This window comes from Pseudodonghicola flavimaris, from assembly GCF_030164425.1.
Taxonomy (GTDB): domain Bacteria; phylum Pseudomonadota; class Alphaproteobacteria; order Rhodobacterales; family Rhodobacteraceae; genus Pseudodonghicola; species Pseudodonghicola flavimaris.
In genome coordinates this window covers 36331-54207 of record NZ_JASNJD010000017.1, presented here as the reverse complement: position 1 = coordinate 54207, position 17877 = coordinate 36331, and the positions used below count along the sequence as shown (strand labels likewise).

Sequence of the window (17877 nt, the reverse complement as noted above, 5' to 3'; positions counted from 1 at the left end):
CGGACACCAGCAAACGGATCGCCGTCATGTCGCTGAACCAGGTGCGCCCCTGGCGCAACATCTATCGTCGCACATCGCGCCAGATCATGGTGGGCAATGTTCCTGTCGGGGGCGATGCGCCGATTTCGGTGCAGACCATGACCAATACGCCGACCACCGATGTCTTCGCCACCGTGGCGCAGGTGCAGGCGGCGGCGGATGCCGGCGCCGATATCGTGCGCGTGTCGGTGCCGGACGAGGCATCGGCCCGCGCGCTGAAGGAGATCGTGGCGGAAAGCCCGGTGCCGATCGTCGCCGATATCCATTTCCATTACCGGCGCGGGATCGAGGCCGCCGAAGCCGGCGCCGCCTGCCTTCGCATCAACCCGGGCAACATCGGCAGCCCGGAACGGGTGCGCGAGGTGATCAAGGCGGCAAAGGATCACGGCTGTTCGATCCGCATCGGCGTCAACGCCGGCTCGCTGGAAAAGCACCTGCTGGAGAAATACGGCGAACCCTGTCCCGAGGCGATGGTGGAGAGCGGCCTGGAGCATATCCGCATCCTTCAGGACAATGATTTTCACGAGTTCAAGATCAGCGTGAAGGCCTCTGACGTCTTCCTCGCCGCCGCCGCCTATCAGGGCATTGCCGAGGCGACGGATGCGCCGATCCATCTGGGCATCACTGAGGCCGGCGGGCTGATGTCCGGCACCATCAAATCGGCCATCGGTCTGGGCAACCTGCTGTGGATGGGTATCGGCGACACGATCCGCGTCAGCCTCTCCGCCGATCCGGTGGAAGAGGTCAAGGTCGGCTACGAGATCCTGAAATCGCTGGGCCTGCGCCATCGCGGCGTCAACATCATCTCCTGCCCCAGCTGCGCGCGGCAGGGCTTCGACGTGATCAAGACGGTGGAAATCCTCGAAAAGCGGTTGGAGCACATTAAGACACCGATGTCGCTGTCGATCATCGGCTGCGTGGTCAACGGCCCGGGCGAGGCGCTGATGACCGACGTGGGCTTCACCGGCGGCGGGGCAGGGGCCGGCATGGTCTATCTGGCGGGCAAGGCCAGCCACAAGATGTCCAATGACCAGATGATCGACCATATCGTGTTGGAGGTCGAGAAACGCGCCATCGCGCTGGAGGCCGAGCGCGCGGCAGAGGCCCCCGAAGCCGCCGAGTGACCCTGCCGGGCGGCGCCGGTTCCCCGACACGGGTATAAAGATATATTTGCAATGGAGCTTTGCGCCTTTTGCCGGGGCCGGGGGCTGGTGGCCGCCGGTGCTCTGGGGCAGAAAGGGCGAAGCAGTCAGGATTGCAAGCCAGGACAGAAGGATCAGAGCAGATGGCCACACGCGATGCAGTTGTCGAGGCGCTGAAACAGATCACCGATCCGGCCAGCGGCAAGGATATCGTCGAAGCCGGCGTGGTACGCGCCCTGACCGTCGAGGGCGGGCAGGTGCGTTTCGTGATGGAGATCGACCCGAAGATGGCAGAGCGGATGGAGACCGTGCGTCTGCTGGCGGAGGAGCGGTTGGGCCAGCTTCCGGGGGTCGAGAAAGTCGCAGTCATGCTGACGGCCCATGCCGACAAGGCGCCGCCCGATCTGAAGCCGGCGGCGAAACCGAAACCCGCGGGGCCGCAGGCGGTGCCGGGGGTCAAGCACATTATCGCCATCGCCTCGGGCAAGGGTGGCGTGGGCAAATCCACCGTCGCCGCCAACCTCGCCGTGGCGCTGGCGGCGCAGGGCAGGAAGGTCGGGCTGCTGGATGCCGATATCTACGGGCCGTCGCAGCCGCGTATGATGGGGGTGTCAAAGCGGCCGGCCAGCCCAGACGGCAAGACCATCATCCCGCTGCAGGCGCATGGGGTCACCATGATGTCCATCGGCCTGATGATGAAGGACGGCCAGGCCGTGGTCTGGCGCGGGCCGATGCTGATGGGCGCGCTGCAGCAGATGATGCTGCAGGTGGCCTGGGGCGAACTGGACGTGCTGCTGATCGACCTGCCGCCGGGCACCGGCGACGTGCAGCTGACACTGAGCCAGAAGTTCGCCGTTGACGGTGCCATTATCGTCAGCACGCCGCAGGACGTGGCGCTGCTGGACGCGCGCAAGGGCATCGACATGTTCCGCCAGCTCAAGACCCCGATCCTGGGCATGATCGAGAATATGTCGACGCATATCTGCTCCAACTGCGGCCACGAAGAACATGTCTTCGGTCATGGCGGCGTCAAGGCGGAGGCGGAGGCGCTGGGGGTGCCGTTGCTGGCGGAGATCCCGCTGCATCTGGATATCCGGCTGGCCGCCGATGGCGGCACGCCGATTGTCGCCGCTCAGCCCGACAGCGCGCAGGCCGCAGCCTTCGCCCGGGTGGCGCAGAATATGATCGCACGCGGTCTGGTCTGATCCAGGGGGCAGCGCGCCGGCAGCACCGGCGCGCTGCATTCGGGGCTCAGTAGAAATACCAGCTGGAGGTGTCGATGGCGTCGGAGACATCCGCAGCCAGGGCGTTCAGCACGGTGATCGCATTGGTCACCTCCGGATCGTCGTAGGTGATCAGCACGTCGTCGCCGTCCTGAGTGACCACAACGGCGTCGGCGTCGGAGACCCGGCCCAGGCGGATGCCATCGCCGGTCTCGAAGTCCATGATCATGTCCGCGCCGGTTTTGTTGCCGGTCCCGAAACGCGAAAAGATGAAGAGATCGTCGCCGCTGCCACCGGTGAGCTCGTCATCCCCGGCGTCGCCGTAGAGTGAATCGTCGCCATCGTCGCCGAACAGCTGGTCTAGCCCACGGCCGCCAAAGAGACGGTCGTTGTCGTTGCCGCCATGCACCGTGTCATTGCCGGCGTCGCCGTCGAGCCGGTCGTTCCCGTTGCCCCCGAAGAGCCGGTCGGCGAATTTCCCGCCATAGAGGTAATCGCGCCCATTGTTGCCGAAGAGCACGTCCTTGCCGTCGCCGCCATGCAGGTTGTCGTTGTTCTTGCCGCCCTCCAGCCGGTCGCGGCCATCGCCGCCGCTGAGGTAGTCATAGCCGTCGCCGCCCAGCAGCGTGTCTCGCCCGTCTCCGCCGTTGAGGGTGTCGGCCCCCGCCATCCCGTGCAGCACGTCATCGCCGTCATAGCCCTGGAGCTGGTCCGACCTGTCGGTGCCGGTGATGCTGTCGTCGCCGAAGAGGATCGGCAGAGACGGGGAATAGTCGCTCTGCAGGCCGGCCCAGATGGCGCTGGCATCGCCACCGATATCGGTGATGGTGCAGATCACCACCCCATCCAGGGCCAGGGTTACGGTGGACACCGTGCCGCTGACCGTGGACAACGGGCCGTAGGTGAAGTCGCCCTCAAGAGTGACCCGTATCGGGCTGGCATCCGACGTGTAGTAGGGCGGAGCGAAGATCTGATAGCTGCCGGAGGCCTCGATCGTCGTGGCGTCGGCAGAGACCGCCGCGTCCACCCGCATGAGGGCGTTCAGATCGATATAATAGTCCAGCAGGTCGTCCGGCAAGGACGCGAAAGATACAATTGCCACGGGAAACCCCCCTAAGTTAATGAAGACAAAAGAAAAGCGTTCAAATGTTCCAGTGCCTGCGGGCGGGCCGGTGCTGGCCGAATCCGCCCAAGGCGCGCGCGTGTGACAGCAGCATAGCACAGGACCTCGGGATCCCGATGCGGTGTCGTGGAGCGGGCGATCTGGCAGGACGAGGTGGCCGGGCTAGGCGGGCAGGCCTCTTGGGGGCGGGCGGCTCATGAAAAAGCGTACCAGCTGGTGGTCTCGGTCGCGCCAGAGACATCGGTGACCAGCGCGTTCAGCACGGTGATCGAATTGCCGAGCGTCTCATCACTCAGGGCGATCAGCACATCGTCCCCCGCCTGCGTGATGACCACCATGTCCGGATCCGCCACCCGACCCAGCCGGATGACTTCGCCGGCTTCGAAATCGGTGATCACATCGGCGCCGCTGGCGGCGTTCTCTCCGAAGTCATAGAAAATGAACCGGTCCGCATCGGCGCCGCCGGAAATGACATCGTCACCGTCGCCGGAATTGATCGTGTCGCGCCCGAGCCCGCCGAACAGCAGATCCGCGCCGGAGTCCCCATGCAGGAAATCGTTTCCGGCGCCGCCATCCATCCAGTCGTCCCCCTCGCCACCGACCAGGTGATCCGCGCCGGTTCCGCCGAACAGCCGGTCGTCGCCATTGCCGCCGCCGACATAATCATTCCCGCCCGCGCCCCGCAGCACGTCATTTCCACTACCGCCATAGAGATCGTCATGACCGATGCCGCCGAACACGTGGTCGTCGCCAAGACCGCTCTTGATATAGTCCTGGCCCGCCCCGCCGTAGATCCAGTCCTGTCCGCCATCGCCATAGATGGTGTCGTGATCGCCAAACCCCCGGATTACGTCATCACCCTTGTAGCCGTGGATCCTGTTGATGCCATCCGTGCCGTCGATATCGTCATCGCCTGTCAGGATCGCCAACAGCGGCGCGCGACCGCCGATCATACCGGCCCAGATGCGGCTGGCGTCGCCGGTCAGGCCAGATATCGTGGCGAACGTCTCGCCTTCCAGCATCACTGTAACGCCAGTGACGGTGCCGGCGACGGTGGCCAGCGGACCATAGGAAAAGCTGCCATCCAGCCGGATCTCCAGCTGGGTCCACTGGAGGCCGTCATGGGAGAGCTCCGAACCGTAGGAGGCCGAGGTCATCGCGATGATCGTGCCGTCATCTGCGCTCAGCGGGCCGTCGATCTTCAGCAGCGTGCCAAGGTTCGAGGTCAGCTCCTCATAGATCGGCAGATACGGGGAGAAAGAAACAACAGCCATCAGGAACCTCCGGGCCAGGATTGTCGGCAAACGTACCGGGCCGGCCCGCGTACGACCGCCAGAGCACTGACCCGGTACTACCTTAGGGTGATTCCCTTATAGATTGAAGTTTTGCGTAATGACACACGTTTGGCGTCAGTTCAAATCTTCCAGCAACCGCCCATGCCGCCGGGTCTCCTCCAGCACCGCGCCCAGGGTGGCCAGCCCGCGGGCCTCCAGCATCGGCAGCATCCGGCACAGCACCTGCGCCGTGGCTCGCGCGTCCCCCAGCGCGGTGTGACGGCGATCCTCGGGAATGGCGATGCCCAGCCGGGCGCAGATCGCATCCAGCGTATGGCTTTCAGAGGCGCCGAACAGCACCGCCGAGAGCAGCACGGTGTCGAGGATCGGGTGATCCCAGACCAGCCCGCTCTGCTGCGCCTGGCGCCGCAGAAAGGCCATGTCGAAGGGAGCGTTATGGGCGACGATCACCGCGCCGCTGGCAAAACGGTGAAAGCTGCGCGCCACCGGGTCGAGGCCCGGCGCGCCGGCCACCATCGCATCGCTGATCCCATGCACCCGTGTCGAGGCCGGCGGGATCGGCCGGTCCGGGTCGACCAGCTGATCGATCTCCTCGCCGGGGACGATCCGACCCCGCAGCACCCGCACGGCGCCGATCTGCACGATATCGTCCTTATGTGGGAGCAGGCCGGTCGTCTCGGTGTCGAAGACGACATAGGTCAGATCCTGCAGCCGCCGCGCCTCCATCCCGGCGTGTTCGGGCTGATCGAGCAGGGCGAAATCATAGACCAGCGGCCGCGCCGCCTCGGGGGCGAGGGTGGCGGTGCTGTCGTCGAGGATCAGGAGATAGCCGGGCGCATCGCCCAGGGGCTTCATCCGGGCGCTGTAGCGCTGCGCGCCGTCGGCGCCGGCGGCGGTCAGGCTGACCTCGCGACCGGTGCGGACCAGCCGGGCATAGGCTGCCTCCACCGCGCCCCGTTCCAGATAATCGAACAGCGAGGCATTGAGCCGGGGATGCGCCACCTGCGCCAGCATGCCGGCGGCCTGACCGTCATAGAGCACGATCTGATGCGCCGGGCTCAGCAGGATGGTGGCCAGCGGCACTTCGGTCAGCAGGCTCGCCAACCGCGCCTTCTCGGCCTCCAGCCGGGCGGTCTCGGCGGCGATCGCGCCGGCGGTGTCCAGCGCGCTGGCACTCAGCTGTCCCGCCATCGCCGCCGCCGCCGGCGCCAGATCGCCGAGATAGCGCGCCGCGTGCAGATCCAGATCGGTCTCCACTCCGGCATGGGCACGGCTGCGCAGCTGCGCCGCCAACCGCTCGATCGGCCGGGCGACGTTCTCGTCGAACAGCAGCCAGACCCCCACGCTCAGCGCCAGCAGCCCCAGCACGCTGACCAGCGCCGCGATGACGAAGGCATCGAGCGGATCGGCACCGCCGGTGCGGGCGTATCCGGCCCAGAGCCCCAGCAGCACCACCGCGCTGCCGCCCAGCCCCATCAGGCAGAAGAACAGGAATATCCGCAGCCGCAGGCCCAGCCGATGTGCCATCACGTCCCCCCGTTGCACAGCGCCGCGGCCAGCGGATCCTCCGGGTCCATCTGCTGCCAGGCCGCGCCGGTGATGTCGCCATCGGGCCCGAAATCGGCATCCGCCGTCAAGAGCGCCTGGCGCCCGCCTTGGCAATCCACCGCCACCGTCACCCATTTCGGTGCGCTCCAGCGGGCAAAGAGATAGAGATCGACCAGAAACACCCCGGGCCGCGCCGGGTTCTGCCGCAGGCCGGCCCGATCCAGCGCCGCAAAGCGTTCGACCATCGGCACCAGATAGGTCCAGGGCCGGTAGGCGGCGCGGCTCTCGACCTCGTCGATCACCTCCACCCCTTCGGGCAGCGTGGCGCGGGTGCGGGCATACCAGCCGTATTCGCTGGCGATGGTGACCACGATCATCGCCGCGCCCGCCGCCGCCGGCACCAGCCAGCCGGGCAGCCGGCCGCCGCTCAGCCGCCGGATCAGCAGCATCAGCCCCGCCACTGCGATCCCCGCCACGATCACCGCGATCAGTTCCAGAAACATGTGGTCTTTCCTTCCGTCCGTCCTGCGGGGTCCGCCCGCGTCTTCTTCTCTGCCCAAATACTCCCGCCGGAGGCTCCCGCCCGCAGGGCCGGCGCTGCCGCTTGCCGGTCACTGCCCGTCCGGGCGCGCGTCAGCTCAGCATGGCCTTGCCCTGTCCCAGCGCCGATTGCAGGGTCTTTACCACCACGAAGGCGTCGCGCAGATGACTTCGCTCAAAATCCGACAGATCGGCGGGGGACAGATAGTTGTCGGGCGTCGCGCCGGCCTTGATCTGCGCCGCCTGATGCTGCAGCCGGGTCTCGGCGATCAGATCGTAGGCGTCGAGCAGGTCGCGGGCACCGGCGGCGCTGAGCTGGCCGGTCTGCGCCGCCGCCTCCAGCCGGGCGCGGGTGCCGACCTGGGCGATCTGCCCGCGCAGCGCATAGATCCGGCCCAGGTCGACCACTGGCACCACTCCGGCGTGTTTCATGTCGAGCGTATTGCGATGCTCACCCGAGCGGATCGTCGCCAGCCCGCGCAGCAGCCCAAGCGGCGGCGTGTGCTTCAACGCGTTCGACACCATATGGGCGACGAAGATGGAGTTCTCCGCGGCGGCCTTCAGGGTGTCGGTCTGCAGCCCTTCGAACAGCGTCTTGTCGCCGCCGATCGGGCGCAGGTCGAACATGACCGAGGCCAGCATCTGCGCCTCCGGGTTCGGTCGGGCGATCCAGCCGGCGAAATACTGGCCCCAGGCGCGGGCCGGCTGGCACCAGCGCGGATTGGTCGCCATCATGTCGCCGGGGCAGTAGAAATAGCCGCAGGCATCCAGCCCGTCGCTGACGTACCGCGCCAGATCGGCGAAATAGCCGGTCTGCTGCGCCTCGGTGACATCGTCGTGCAGGATCAGGCAATTGTCCTGATCGCTGACCCCGGTCTGCTCCTGCCGTCCTTGGCTGCCGCAGGCCAGCCACAGGTAGGGCACCGGTGGCGGACCCAGCCGCGCCTCGGCCAGTGCCAGCAGCCGCCGGGTGGCGGTATCGGCGATATCGGTGATCAGCCGGGTCACCACCTCGTGGCGGCTGCCGCCGGCGACCAGCTGCACCAGCAGCTGGGGGATGCGGGCGGTGACCCGGGCCATGTCCTCGGCGCTGTCGGCGCGGGCCAGGGTGCCGACCAGCTCGGCCGAACTCAGCGCCTGCACCCGGGTCAGGTCGGTCTGGGTGACGATGCCGACCAGCCGGCCGTTCTCCACCACCGGCACATGGCCGATCCGCCGCTCCATCATCAGCTGCAGCACGTCGGCGCCGATCGCCCCGGGCGGCAGGCTCACCGGATCGGCGGTCATGATCTTGTGGACCGGTGTATGGGTCGGCCGTCCCTCGGCCAGCACCCGGACCAGATCGCGCAGGGTGACGATGCCGGTCAGCCCGCCGGCCGCGTCGGTGACGCAGAGGCAGGAGACATTGCGGTCGCGCATCACCCGGGCCGCATGGGCGGTGCTGTCTTCCCGCCCGCAGGTGATCGGATGCGCCGCCATGAAGCTGTCGACCCGCGCCGCGGCCAGATCGCTGCCGTGCGGGGCAGGGGCGGCGGGGCGACGGCGGTCGAAGAAGCGGTGAAATCGCGGCTCGCTCTGCATCAGCGCGTCGAATTCGGCGCGCGGCAGCAGCAGCAGCAGCGTATCGCCCACCGTGCGGGCGGAGGTGGCGGCGCGGCCGTCGCGGGTCAGCCCGCGTTCGCCGAAGGAATTGCGCGGCCCGAGGAGCGAGACGGGGATGTCATTCTCGTCGACCACCTCCACCTCGCCGTGATGCACCAGGTAGAGCCCGTCGAGCGGCGCGCCGATCCGGTAGATCGGGGTGCCGGCCGCCAGATCGAGCAGCCGGAATTTCGCCGCGATGCTCTCCAGCCGGTCGCCCTCGAAACTGTCGTAGGGGTGTACCGAGGACAGAAAGCGGATCAGGTCGGTCTGGGACAGGGGCATGGCGGTCGGCTCAGGCAGATGTTGGGGGAGAGAGCGGGGCGGAGACGCCGCCGGCGCGGCGGGCATTCCGGGCGGGGGGGAGGGCCATTGGCGTCGCCCCTTGGATCGGTCGGACTGCCATGTCGGGTCTCATTCCTTAGGGAGCTGGTCTGCGCCCCAGTATTCGACAGCCTGGGCCCGGGGGAAAGGGCTGAATGGCAGGCTCTGCGCCGTGGTGCCCCAGTCGGTCAGGCGGCCGGCGGGTTTCGGACCGGGCCGGCGCGGGAAAAGGAAATGCCGGCGCCGCAGGGGGAAAGCCGAAGGCGCCGGCAGGGTCCCGGGCGCAGGTCACGCCCGGGACGGTTCGGTAAGGCTCAGTGGTCCTGCGCCGCGCCGGCCCCGCGGGGGATACGGACGCTTTCCACCAGGTCCTTGATCTCCTGCGGGGTCTCCTTGGTCATGCCGGAGACGACATAGGCGACCACGAAGTTCACCAGCGCGCCCACCGCCCCGAAGGAGGTCGATTTGATCGTCCCCAGCAGCGGGTCTGCATCGGTGAAGCTGTTGGTGCCCGGGATGAAGAACCAGCCCTTGTGCAGGAAGATGTAGATCAGCGTCACCACCAGGCCGGAGACCATGCCCGCGACCGCGCCGGCGTTGTTGATGCGGGTCGAGAAGATGCCCATCATCAGCGCCGGGAAGATCGAGGCGGCGGCGAGACCGAAGGCCAGGGCCACCGTCTGGGCGGCGAAGCCCGGCGGGTTTAGACCCAGGTAGGTGGCCACCGCGATGGCCACGGCCATGGCGATCCGGGCCGACAGCAGTTCGCCCTTTTCGCTGATGCCCGGGTTGATCGAGCCCTTGATCAGGTCGTGGCTGACGGCGGAGGAGATCGCCAGCAGCAGACCGGCAGCGGTGGAAAGCGCGGCGGCCAGACCGCCGGCGGCCACCAGGCCGATCACCCAGCTGGGCAGGTTGGCGATTTCCGGGTTGGCCAGAACCAGGATGTCACGGTTGAAGTTGGTCAGCTCGTTGCCTTTCCAGCCCGCCGCGGCCGCCTTCTCCTGCATCGCGGGGTTGGCGTCGTTATAGTACTGGATCAGCCCGTCGCCGTTCTTGTCTTCCCAGCCCAGCATGTTGGTCTTGCGCCAGGTTTCCATCCAGGCGTACTGCGGATCGGTTTCGATCTGCTCGACCGCGACGGCGTCGCCATCGGTGCCGTTGGGCCACATCATGTCGGTGATGTTGAGCCGCGCCATCGCACCCACCGCCGGGGCAGTCAGGTAGAGCAGCGCGATGAAGACCAGCGCCCAGCCGGCCGACCAGCGCGCATCGGCGACTTTCGGCACGGTGAAGAAGCGCATGATCACATGCGGCAGACCGGCGGTGCCGATCATCAGCGACAGGGTGAACAGCAGCATGTTGAAGGTATCGCCATGCTGTGCGGTATATTCGGCGAAGCCCAGTTCGTTGACCAGCTGGTCCAGCTTGGCCAGCAGCGGCTCGCCGCTGGCGGCGTGATCGCCGAACAGACCCAGCGCCGGGATCGGGTTGCCGGTCAGCTGCAGCGAGATGAAGATCGCCGGGATGGTATAGGCGAAGATCAGCACGCAGTATTGCGCCACCTGGGTATAGGTCACGCCCTTCATGCCGCCGAAGACCGCATAGGCGAAGACGACCACGGCGCCGATCAGCAGGCCGGTGGTGTTCGACACTTCCAGAAAGCGGCCGAAGGCAACACCGACGCCGGTCATCTGGCCGATCACATAGGTGGTGGATGCAACGATCAGACAGATCACCGCCACCAGACGCGCGGTCTTGGAATAGAACCGGTCGCCGATGAATTCGGACACGGTGAACTTGCCGAACTTGCGCAGGTAGGGCGCCAGCAGCAATGCCAGCAGCACATAGCCGCCGGTCCAGCCCATCAGATAGGCCGAGGTGTCATAGCCGCCGAAGGCCAGCAGGCCGGCCATCGAGATGAAGGAAGCCGCCGACATCCAGTCGGCCGCGGTGGCCATGCCGTTGGTGACGGGGTGAACCCCCCGGCCGGCGGCATAGAATTCGCTGGTGGACCCGGCCCGGGCCCAGATCGCGATGCCGATATAGAGCGCGAAGGAGGCGCCCACGAACAGCAGGTTGATGGTAAACTGATCCATGACGCTCACTCCTCATCCACGCCGTATTCACGGTCGAGGGCATTCATCCGCCAGGCGTAGAAGAAGATCAGCGCCAGGAAGACCAGGATCGATCCCTGCTGCGCGAACCAGAAGCCCAGATCGGTGCCGCCGACGGCAATGCCCGACAGCATCGGGCGCAGCAGGATGCCGAACCCGAAAGAACAGAGCGCCCAGATCACCAGGCTGATCAGAATGATGCGCAGGTTGACCTGCCAATAGGCCTTGCCGGCCCCCGGCCCCTGAGCGGAGCCTTGTGATTTATCCGCCATCGCGGTTCCTCCTTGCTTCCTCCTGGGCATCGGGACGAACGCCATCGGCGCGGGATCCCAGCCCACTCATTTACCCGCCGCCCTGCCGGCGGGCACACCTTCCCCGGTCCGCCAGGGCGGGTCTTCGGGAACAGTCTCGGTCGTCTTGGTCTTGGGTTGGTCTTGCGGTCGGGGCCCGTCTTGACCGGGCCCCGGGTCTTGTCGTCTCAGCCGGTGACGTCGGTGACGATCCGCGCCATCTCGGCGGCGATATCGTCGATCTGCCCCATGGCGTCGATGGATTGCAGCACGCCCTTGCCGCCGTAATAGGCGATCAGCGGCGCGGTCTGCGCGTGATAGGCCTCCAGCCGGCTGGCCACGGTTTCCGCGCGGTCATCGGCGCGGCGCTTCATTTCGGTGCCGCCGCATTTGTCGCAGACCCCTGCGACTGCCGGTTGCTTGAAGCTGTCGTGGTAGCCTTCGCCACAGTTGCCGCAGGTGTAGCGGCCGGAAATCCGCTCCACCATGGCGCCGTCATCCACCTCGAGGCTGATGGCAGCGTTGATCTTCTGGCCGCTTTCGCCCAGCAGCTCGTCCAGCGCCCCGGCCTGCACCGTGGTGCGCGGGAAACCGTCGAGGATGACGCCCCGGGCGCAGTCGGGCTCGGCGATGCGGTCGCGCAGGATGGCGATCACGATCTCGTCGCTGACCAGGCCGCCGGCCTCCATCACCGCCTTGGCGGCAAGGCCGGCCTCGGTCCCGGCGGCAACCGCGGCGCGCAGCAGATCGCCGGTCGACAATTGCACCAGGCCGAATTTCTCTTCCAGCATGCGCGCCTGAGTGCCCTTGCCGGCCCCCGGCGGGCCCAGCAGGATCAGAACGGCGGGGGTGGTCACCTGGGTGGTTCCGTCCATCGTCTCGGTCCTCACTTGTTGGCGCGGTTGGCGATCAGGTCGTCGACCACCGACGGATCCGCCAGGGTCGAGGTGTCGCCGAGCGCGCCAAAGTCGTTCTCGGCGATCTTGCGCAGGATGCGGCGCATGATCTTGCCGGACCGGGTCTTCGGCAGGCCGGGCGCCCATTGGATCACATCCGGCGAGGCAATCGGGCCGATTTCGGTCCGCACCCAGTTGCGCAGCTCCTTGTAGAGCGCCTCGGAGGGTTCCTGATCGTTCATCAGGGTGACATAGCAGTAGATGCCCTGACCCTTGATCTCATGCGGGTAGCCGACCACGGCGGCTTCGGCCACGGCGGCATGGGCCACCAGCGCGCTTTCGACCTCGGCGGTGCCCATCCGGTGGCCGGAGACGTTGATCACGTCGTCGACCCGGCCGGTGATCCAGTAATCGCCGTCCTCGTCGCGGCGGCAACCGTCGCCGGAGAAGTAATAGCCTTTGTAATCGGCGAAATAGGTCTTCTCGAAGCGTTCGTGATCGCCCCAGACGGTGCGCATCTGCCCCGGCCAGCTGTCGCGCAGGCACAGAACGCCCTCGGTCGGGCTTTCATGGATTTCCTCGCCCGACTGCGGGTCCAGAACCACCGGCTGCACCCCGAAGAAGGGCTTCATCGCCGCACCGGGCTTCAGCGTGTGGGCGCCGGGCAGGGGGGTCAGCAGATGGCCGCCGGTCTCGGTCTGCCACCAGGTGTCGACGATCGGGCATTTGCCCTTGCCGACTACGTCATTGTACCAGTTCCATGCCTCGGGGTTGATCGGCTCCCCGACCGACCCCAGCAGGCGCAGGCTGGAGAGATCGCATTTGGTGACGAATTCGTCGCCCTGGCCCATCAGCGCCCGGATCGCGGTGGGGGCGGTGTAGAACTGGGTCACCTTGTGTTTCTCGCAGACTTCCCAGAACCGGCTGGCATCAGGGTAGGTCGGCACGCCCTCGAACATCAGCGTGGTGGCGCCATTGGCCAGGGGCCCGTAGACGATATAGCTGTGCCCGGTCACCCAGCCGACATCGGCGGTGCACCAGTAGACGTCGCCTTCGTGGTAATCGAAGGTGATCTCATGCGTCATTGCGGCATAGACCAGATAGCCGCCGGAGGTATGCACCACCCCCTTGGGCTGGCCGGTGGAGCCGGAGGTGTAGAGGATGAAGAGCGGGTCTTCGGCGTTGACTTCGACCGGGCGGGCGTAGTCGTTCGCCTCCAGCACCATCTCGTTATAGTCGTAGTCGCGCCCGTCGATCCAGGTGGTCTGGCCGCCGGTGCGCTTCACCACCAGGCATTTCACCGAATCCTTGCAGTGCAGCAGCGCCGCATCGGCATTGGATTTCAGCGGTGTCTTGCGGCCGCCGCGCGGCGCGTGGTCGGCGGTGATCACCACCTTGGCGTCGCAGCCGTTGATCCGGGCGGCCAGCGCGTCGGGCGAGAAGCCGGCGAAGACGATGGAATGGATCGCGCCGATCCGGGCACAGGCCAGCATGGCATAGGCGGCCTCGGGGATCATCGGCAGGTAGATCACCACCCGGTCGCCCTTGCGCACGCCCATGGTCTCCAGGATGTTGGCCATCCGGCAGACCCTGCGGTGCAACTGGGCATAGGTGATATATTCCGCCGGCTCCTGCGGATCGTCGGGCTCGAAGATGATCGCGGTCTGGTCGGCGCGGGTGTCCAGGTGGCGGTCGATGCAGTTGGCGGACACGTTCAGGGTGCCGTCGCCGAACCACTCGATATGGATGTTGCCGGGCGCGAAGCTGACGTTCTTGACCTCGGTGAAGGGCTTGATCCAGTCGATGCGCTTGCCGTGTTCCGCCCAGAAGGCATCCGGGTCGTTGACCGAGGCGGCATACATCTCGTCATAGGTGGCCGCGTCGACATGGGCGCGGGCGATCACATCGGCCGCAGGCGGATAAACCCGGATCTCCGGATGCGCAGGATTGGTCATATGAGGCTCCTCCCTCTAGACATTTTCAGTTCGTCTCTACCGCAGTTTACACCAGGCGCAGACGAATGCTTCCACTCCACCCGCCATAATAGTGCGAATTGAAAAGAATGGAATAACCTACGGTAAAATAACGATTTGCTTGTAAATTTATTTCGGAAGCATGCAGAATGTTGTAAACTAAGCCGACAGGGCCGGGAAAAACACTCGTCTGCGCAAGCAATTGGGTGTCAAACTGCGCGATGAGGCAAACCCGCTCGTCCCCGGCAGAGACCGGCGTGCGCGATGTTGCGCAATGGCATCTGAGTGTGACATTTTGTTTCGCCGCAGCGCGGCATCGCGCAGCGAATCCGGATCGGGCGGGGGTGAGTCGCCGCCATGGGGCGGCCCAGGCGCCGCGGTCGGGCGGGCGGAATGATCGCGGCGCGCCGGGGGGTTGGCAGGCGCCGGTCTTGTCGCTAGCCTTCCCGCAAGCGGCCCCGCAACGGGCCGCGCCAACGGGAGGAAAATCATGAACAGGATGATGCAGGGCGCCCTTGTGGCCGCGCTGGCCGCAGGAATCGCATCCGAAGCCGCGGCGACGGAGTGGAATGTATCGGTCTGGGGCAAACGCCGCGCCTTTACCGAACATGTCGAGAAGATCGCCGAGCTGGTGGCCGAGAAGACCGGCGGCGCCTTCACCATGAACGTCAGCTATGGCGGCTTGTCCAAGCCCAAGGAGAACCTGGACGGGATCTCGATCGGGGCCTTCGAGATGGCGCAGTTCTGCGCCGGCTATCACCCCGACAAGAATCGCCTGATCACCGTGCTGGAGCTGCCCTTTCTCGGGGTGAACACCCTGCAGGAGGAAGTCGCCGTCAGCCATGCGGTCTATGCCCATCCGGCGGTGCAGAAAGAGATGGCGCAGTGGAACGCCAGGCTGCTGATGACCTCGCCGATGCCGCAGTATAACCTGGTGGGCACCGGCGCGCCGCGCGACGAGCTGGCGGAATTCGACGGCATGCGGGTGCGGGCCACCGGCGGCCTGGGCGAGGCGTTCAAGGCCGTGGGCGGGGTGCCGACCTCGGTGCCCGCGACCGAGGCCTATAACGCGATGGAAGCTGGGGTTGTCGACACCGTCGCCTTCGCGCAGCACGCGCATCTGTCCTTCGGCACCATCAACCGCGCCGAGTGGTGGACGGCCAACCTGAACCCCGGCACGGTGAACTGCCCGGTGGTGGTGAACATCGACGCCTATGACGCACTCAGCGACGAGGAACGCGCCGCGCTCGACGGTTCGGTGGACGAGGCGATCGCCCATTACCTCACCAACTACGGCGAGCTTCTGACCCGCTGGGACAGCGTGCTGGAAGAGAAGGGCGTGGAGAAGGTGATGATCTCCGAGGAGGTGCTGCAGCAGTTCCGCGATATCGCCGCGACCCCGGCCCGGGACAAGTGGATCGCCGACATGGAGGCGCAGGGCCTGCCCGGCCAGGAGCTCTATGATCTGGTGGAGACCACCCTGAAAGAAACCCGGATGGGTAACTGAGCGCCGCCGGCGCCGGGTCTTTGCCACAGGCTCCGGTCCGGGACGTGAGGTCCCGGGCCGGACCCCGGCGGGAGCCTGTGCGCCGGGCACCATATGAACCCCGTCAGAAGCCAGTCAGAAGGAACCCCTCATGGCCGGAAGCTCTTCGGTGCTGGAGGACGGCAGCCTGCTCAGCCGTCTGGACCAGAACTTGTTGCGATTGGAACGGTTTTTCGGCCTGCTGAGTGGGCTTGCGGTGTTTTCGCTGATGGTGCTGGCGGTGATCTCCGTCGGTGGCCGCAACCTGATCAACATGCCTCTGCCGGGGTATGTCGACTGGATCGAACAGGCGATGCCGCTGATCGCCTTCATGGGGATTTCCTATGTCCAGCGCGATGGCGGTCACATCCGCATGGATATCGTCATCGGCCAGCTCAGGGGCCGGGCGCTCTGGGCGGCGGAACTGTTGTCGGTGCTGATGATCCTGCTGCTGATGATGCTGTTGGTCTGGGGCAGCTGGGCGCATTTCGACCGTAGCTTCGACTGGAACGCCCCGATGTGGAGCCGCGACAGCTCGATCGACATCGGCCTGCCGATCTGGCCGGCCAAGCTGCTGGCGCCGGTGGCCTTCTCGGTGCTGTGCGTGCGGCTGCTGCTGCAGGCCTGGGGCTATGGCCGGGCACTGATCCTCGGGCTCAGCAATCCGGTGGCGGTGCCGCTGATTCAGGACGTCGCCGCGCAGGCGGCGGCAGAGGCCGAACAACTCGACGGTCAGCGATAGGACCGCAAACAGGGCAGGGAGAGATCGATGGATTCGATTACAATCGGGCTTTGGGTCACCGCCGGGCTCTTGCTGATGGTGGTGCTGGGCATGCGGGTGGCCTTCGCCGCGGGGCTGGCGGGGCTGGTCGGGCTGGTGCTGATCTTCTGGTCCAAGCGCGGGTTCGACACCGCGCAGCTGGGCTGGGCGCTGACGGTGGCGGCCAAGACCGCGGGGCAGGTGCCCCATTCGAAGGTGTCGAGCCAGACGCTCAGCCTGATTCCCACCTTCATCCTGATCGGCTATCTGGCCTATTATGCCGGGCTGACCCGGGCGCTGTTCGAGGCGGCGAAACGCTGGATTGCCTGGATGCCGGGCGGGCTGGCGGTCTCCACCGTTTTCGCCACCGCTGGCTTTGCCGCTGTCTCGGGGGCGAGCGTGGCAACCTCCGCCGTCTTCGCCCGCATTGCCATCCCGGAGATGACGGCGATCGGCTACAACAAGCGCTTTGCCGCCGGTGTGGTGGCGGCGGGGGGCACGCTGGCCTCGCTGATCCCGCCTTCGGCGATCCTGGTGATCTATGCGATTATCGTCGAACAGGATGTGGGCAAGCTGCTGCTGGCGGGGTTCATCCCCGGCGCCTTCTCGGCGGTGATCTACGCGATCCTGATTGTCGGTATCGCGGTGGTGTTCAAATCGGTGGGCCCGCCGGTGCGGGGATTTTCCTGGCGCGACCGGCTGGTGGCGTTGCCGCCGGCGCTGCCCATCGTCTTCGTCGTCGTGATCATCATCTTCTTCGTCTACAACCCCTTCGGCGATGCCTGGGGCACGCCGACCGAGGGCGGCGCGCTGGGGGCTTTCGTGGTCTTCCTGATGGCGATCGCGCGGGGCATGCGCTGGGCGGAGCTGAAATCGGCGCTGCTGGAGACCGCCAAGCTGACGGTGATGATCTTCACCATCATCTGGGGGGTGCTGATCTACGTGCGCTTCCTCGGTTTCGCCGATCTGCCGGGGGTGTTCTCGGATTGGATCACCGGGCTGTCGATGCCGCCGCTGCTGGTGCTGGTCTGCATCCTGCTGGCCTATGCGGTGCTGGGGATGTTCATGGATGCGATCGGCATGCTGCTGCTGACCCTTCCAGTGGTCTACCCGGCGGTGATGGCGCTGAATGGCGGCGAGGCGGTGAGCGCGGCGGAGAGCACTTTCGGCATGTCGGGGCCGATGTGCGCCATCTGGTTCGGTATCCTGGTGGTGAAGATGGCAGAGTTCTGCCTGATCACCCCGCCGATCGGGCTGAACTGTTTCGTGGTGGCGGGGGTGCAGCCCGACCTGAGCGTGCAGGACGTGTTCCGCGGGGTGATGCCCTTCTTCGTCGCCGACGCGGTGACCATCGCGCTGCTGGTCGCCTTCCCGGGGATCGTGCTCTACCTGCCGGCGCTGGCCTCCTAGCGGAAGGCCGGGGCCGGGGCGGATCCGCAGG

14 protein-coding genes are annotated in these 17877 nt (G+C 66.4%); 5 read left to right on the top strand and 9 right to left on the bottom strand.

Annotation, left to right across the window (positions count from 1 at the left end; genetic code table 11):
- Nucleotides 1-26: 26 nt before the first annotated feature.
- Together ispG and apbC are read left to right on the top strand one after the other, a co-directional pair.
- The gene (gene ispG, locus QO033_RS18595) at nucleotides 27-1163 is read left to right on the top strand and encodes a flavodoxin-dependent (E)-4-hydroxy-3-methylbut-2-enyl-diphosphate synthase (RefSeq protein ID WP_284482469.1); all 1137 of its coding nucleotides are present in this window, start codon (nucleotides 27-29) and stop codon (nucleotides 1161-1163) included.
- 161 nt (nucleotides 1164-1324) lie between these two features.
- Entirely contained in the window at nucleotides 1325-2386 is a 1062-nt protein-coding gene (gene apbC, locus QO033_RS18590; RefSeq protein WP_284482468.1) for an iron-sulfur cluster carrier protein ApbC, read from the top strand.
- Nucleotides 2387-2432: 46 nt separating this feature from the next.
- On the opposite strand, the gene QO033_RS18585 is transcribed toward apbC, so the two are convergent.
- From QO033_RS18585 to acs, 9 genes are all read right to left on the bottom strand, one after another.
- Nucleotides 2433-3506 carry a calcium-binding protein gene (locus tag QO033_RS18585; RefSeq protein ID WP_284482467.1) on the bottom strand — a complete coding sequence of 358 codons (1074 nt, stop codon included), beginning with the start codon at nucleotides 3504-3506 and terminating at the stop codon, nucleotides 2433-2435.
- A 215-nt stretch (nucleotides 3507-3721) separates the two neighbouring features.
- Nucleotides 3722-4801, bottom strand: a complete 1080-nt coding sequence (locus QO033_RS18580; protein WP_284482466.1) for a calcium-binding protein — start codon at nucleotides 4799-4801, stop codon at nucleotides 3722-3724.
- 135 nt (nucleotides 4802-4936) lie between these two features.
- Entirely contained in the window at nucleotides 4937-6349 is a 1413-nt protein-coding gene (locus QO033_RS18575) for a 3'-5' exonuclease (RefSeq protein ID WP_284482465.1), read from the bottom strand.
- Nucleotides 6349-6873: a hypothetical protein gene (locus QO033_RS18570; protein ID WP_284482464.1), complete on the bottom strand. Its 525-nt coding sequence runs from the start codon at nucleotides 6871-6873 to the stop codon at nucleotides 6349-6351. Before QO033_RS18570 ends, QO033_RS18575 begins: the two co-directional genes overlap by 1 nt.
- 130 nt (nucleotides 6874-7003) lie before the next feature.
- Complete coding sequence (locus QO033_RS18565) at nucleotides 7004-8836, bottom strand: DUF294 nucleotidyltransferase-like domain-containing protein (RefSeq protein ID WP_284482463.1); 1833 nt, start codon at nucleotides 8834-8836, stop codon at nucleotides 7004-7006.
- A 353-nt stretch (nucleotides 8837-9189) separates the two neighbouring features.
- Complete coding sequence (locus QO033_RS18560) at nucleotides 9190-10974, bottom strand: sodium:solute symporter family protein (protein ID WP_284482462.1); 1785 nt, start codon at nucleotides 10972-10974, stop codon at nucleotides 9190-9192.
- Nucleotides 10975-10979: 5 nt separating this feature from the next.
- Entirely contained in the window at nucleotides 10980-11264 is a 285-nt protein-coding gene (locus QO033_RS18555) for a DUF4212 domain-containing protein (RefSeq protein WP_284482461.1), read from the bottom strand.
- A 206-nt stretch (nucleotides 11265-11470) separates the two neighbouring features.
- The gene (locus QO033_RS18550; protein WP_284482460.1) at nucleotides 11471-12157 is read right to left on the bottom strand and encodes an adenylate kinase; all 687 of its coding nucleotides are present in this window, start codon (nucleotides 12155-12157) and stop codon (nucleotides 11471-11473) included.
- Between the two features lie 11 nt (nucleotides 12158-12168).
- Nucleotides 12169-14133: an acetate--CoA ligase gene (acs, locus tag QO033_RS18545; RefSeq protein WP_284482459.1), complete on the bottom strand. Its 1965-nt coding sequence runs from the start codon at nucleotides 14131-14133 to the stop codon at nucleotides 12169-12171.
- A 508-nt stretch (nucleotides 14134-14641) separates the two neighbouring features.
- Here acs and QO033_RS18540 point away from each other — a divergent pair.
- The 3 genes from QO033_RS18540 to QO033_RS18530 all read left to right on the top strand — a co-directional run bounded on the left by QO033_RS18540 (nucleotide 14642) and on the right by QO033_RS18530 (nucleotide 17846).
- Nucleotides 14642-15658 carry a C4-dicarboxylate TRAP transporter substrate-binding protein gene (locus QO033_RS18540; protein ID WP_284482458.1) on the top strand — a complete coding sequence of 339 codons (1017 nt, stop codon included), beginning with the start codon at nucleotides 14642-14644 and terminating at the stop codon, nucleotides 15656-15658.
- A gap of 130 nt (nucleotides 15659-15788) precedes the next feature.
- Nucleotides 15789-16418, top strand: coding sequence for a TRAP transporter small permease subunit (locus tag QO033_RS18535; protein WP_284482457.1), 630 nt, complete (start codon nucleotides 15789-15791; stop codon nucleotides 16416-16418).
- A gap of 27 nt (nucleotides 16419-16445) precedes the next feature.
- A complete protein-coding gene (locus tag QO033_RS18530; RefSeq protein ID WP_284482456.1) occupies nucleotides 16446-17846 on the top strand; it encodes a TRAP transporter large permease in 1401 nt (466 codons plus the stop codon).
- Nucleotides 17847-17877: the final 31 nt, after the last annotated feature.